General features: G+C 65.0%; 1 protein-coding gene and 1 pseudogene. One reads left to right on the top strand and one right to left on the bottom strand.

Annotation, left to right across the window (positions count from 1 at the left end; translation table 11 throughout):
• Positions 1 to 1,483, bottom strand: a 1,483-nt coding sequence (locus EN949_RS34725; protein ID WP_127371967.1) for an FAD-dependent oxidoreductase, incomplete at its 3' end; no start/stop codon positions are given.
• 245 nt (positions 1,484 to 1,728) lie between these two features.
• Between EN949_RS34725 and EN949_RS34720 the strand changes: the two are divergent.
• Positions 1,729 to 2,185, top strand: a pseudogene (locus tag EN949_RS34720) (hypothetical protein); the annotation flags it as partial.

Here is a 2,185-nt window from a genome sequence, read left to right as displayed (position 1 = left end):
GCCCCGACACCGCATAGCGCGCATAGGCCGAGATATCGACGAGGCCGGCGGCGCGCCGCACCTGCAGCGCCTCCTCGCCGACGATGTCGAAGGCGTTGGAGCGCCGCAGCGTCGTGCTCTCGGCAAATCCCATCGGCGCGAAATAGGCCGGGATTTCCAGCCCCCAGGAAGCCGTCCATTCGCATCCCGCCGCGCTCATGCCGTCATAGGCGCCGGGGCGTTTCAGCGGCCGGCCGGCGGGCAGCCGTTCATTGGGAAAGGTCATGACGAACCGGCGCGAATAGAACTGGCGCGTCGTCTGCCTGAGATATTCGCGGTTGGCGGCGAAGGCACCGTAGCGAGCGATATCCATGCCGAAGATGTCGGCCTGCGGTTCGCCGAAAATCATCCATTCGGCCAGCGACTTGCCGACGCCGCCGCCCTGGCTGAAACCGGCCATGACGCCGCAGGCGACCCAGTAGTTCTTCAGGCCGCGCACCGGCCCGACAATCGGATTGCCGTCCGGCGTGAAGGTGAAGGCGCCGTTGACCCATTTGCGGATACCGGCCGTCGCCAGGCAAGGGAAGCGCTCATGCGCCTTGGCGAGTTCCGGGCTGATGCGGTCGATGTCTTCCGGGATCAGCTCTATGCCGTAATCCCACGGCGCTCCGTCCATGTTCCAGTGCTTTGGGTTCTGCTCATAGACGCCAAGCAGCACACCCTTGCGCTCCTGCCGCAGGTATGAAAAGCCGTCGAGATCGACGGCGATGCCGATTTCCCTGTCAAGTGCTGCGATCTCCGGAATGTCATCGGTGATGAAATAGTGGTGCTCCATCGGCGTCACCGGCAGGTCGACGCCGGCCATGCGGCCGAGCTGCTTCGCCCACAGCCCGCCGGCATTGACGACATGCTCGGCGATGATGGTGCCCTGCTCGGTGATGACGTCCCAGCGCCCGTCGGCACGTGCTTTCAGCTCGACGACCCGGTTGCGCAAGATGATGTCGGCGCCGCGCTTCTTCGCAGCACCCGCATAGGCATGCGTGGTACCGTACGGGTCGAGATGGCCTTCGTTGGAATCATGCAGGCCGCCAAGAACACCGTTGACGTCGACGATCGGGCAGATCGCCTTGATCTCGTCGGGCGTGACCAGGCGCGCGGTCTCGATGCCGACCGACTGGAACACGGCCCAGGCTGATTTCAGCCACTCCCAGCGCGCGGGATCGCTGGCGATGTTGACGCCGCCCGTCATGTGCAGGCCGATATCCCAGCCGGATTCGGCCTCGATCTCCCGGTAGAGATTGATGGTGTAGTCCTGCAGCGCCGCCACGTTGGGATCGGCGTTGAGCGCATGGAAGCCTGCCGCCGCGTGCCAGGTCGAACCGGCCGTCAGTTCTGCGCGCTCGATCAGCGCCACATCGCTCCAGCCGAACCGCGTCAGGTGATAGAGCACCGAGGCTCCGACCACGCCACCTCCGATGACGACTGCGCGGTAGTGCGACTTCAAGGCTTCCCCTCCACGGTTGGTCCGAAGACTGGAGTATATATCCACTGGACATAAGTGTCCAGTGCCGGCGCGCGCGCATCGTTTTTCGTCGACCGCCGGCATGCACTGCGCGCTGTCACGCAAGCATCATGTTCGCGCCGTAGACCGCGTTTCGGGGAGGCTTGCGCAACATCATCGATGTCGTACCTCTTTCAGTTTTTCGTCCCCCGGCCGCTCCGGCACATCCGTCACAAAGAGGATTATCCATGAAGCACCTGTATCGACCCGCGTCGCTTGGCGTCGCGCTGGCCTTGTTCACCGCCTTGGCGCCAGCGCTCGCCGACAGCACCGCGACCGTCGGCGGCCTCGTCAACAAGGGGCTGGTCGGCGTCGGCCGCATCCCGGCCGCTCAGCGCGACAAGTTCGGCGAGACCTTCGGCTCGGGTTCCGGCATGGCGATCGACGCATCAGGCTGGACGCATGACACCGCCGGCTACAGGGGTTCGCTCTGGCTGTTGCCGGACCGTGGCTACAATGTCGTCGGCACCACCAACTACCGGCCGCGCCTCAACACGATCGCCATCGAATTTGCTCCGGTCGCACCGGGCGCGGCACCTGCTGCCGGCCAGGAGCAGACGGGCGTCAAGGCAACGCTCGCCGACACCATGCTTCTCACCGACGACAAGGGGGCTGATGCCACAGGCCTCGACCCACTCAACGGCG

This window comes from Mesorhizobium sp. M7A.F.Ca.US.007.01.2.1, assembly GCF_003998165.1.
In the GTDB taxonomy this organism is placed as follows: domain Bacteria; phylum Pseudomonadota; class Alphaproteobacteria; order Rhizobiales; family Rhizobiaceae; genus Mesorhizobium; species Mesorhizobium ciceri.
The sequence above is the reverse complement of the archived record's forward strand: the minus strand, read 5'-3'. Positions and strand labels throughout refer to the sequence as shown.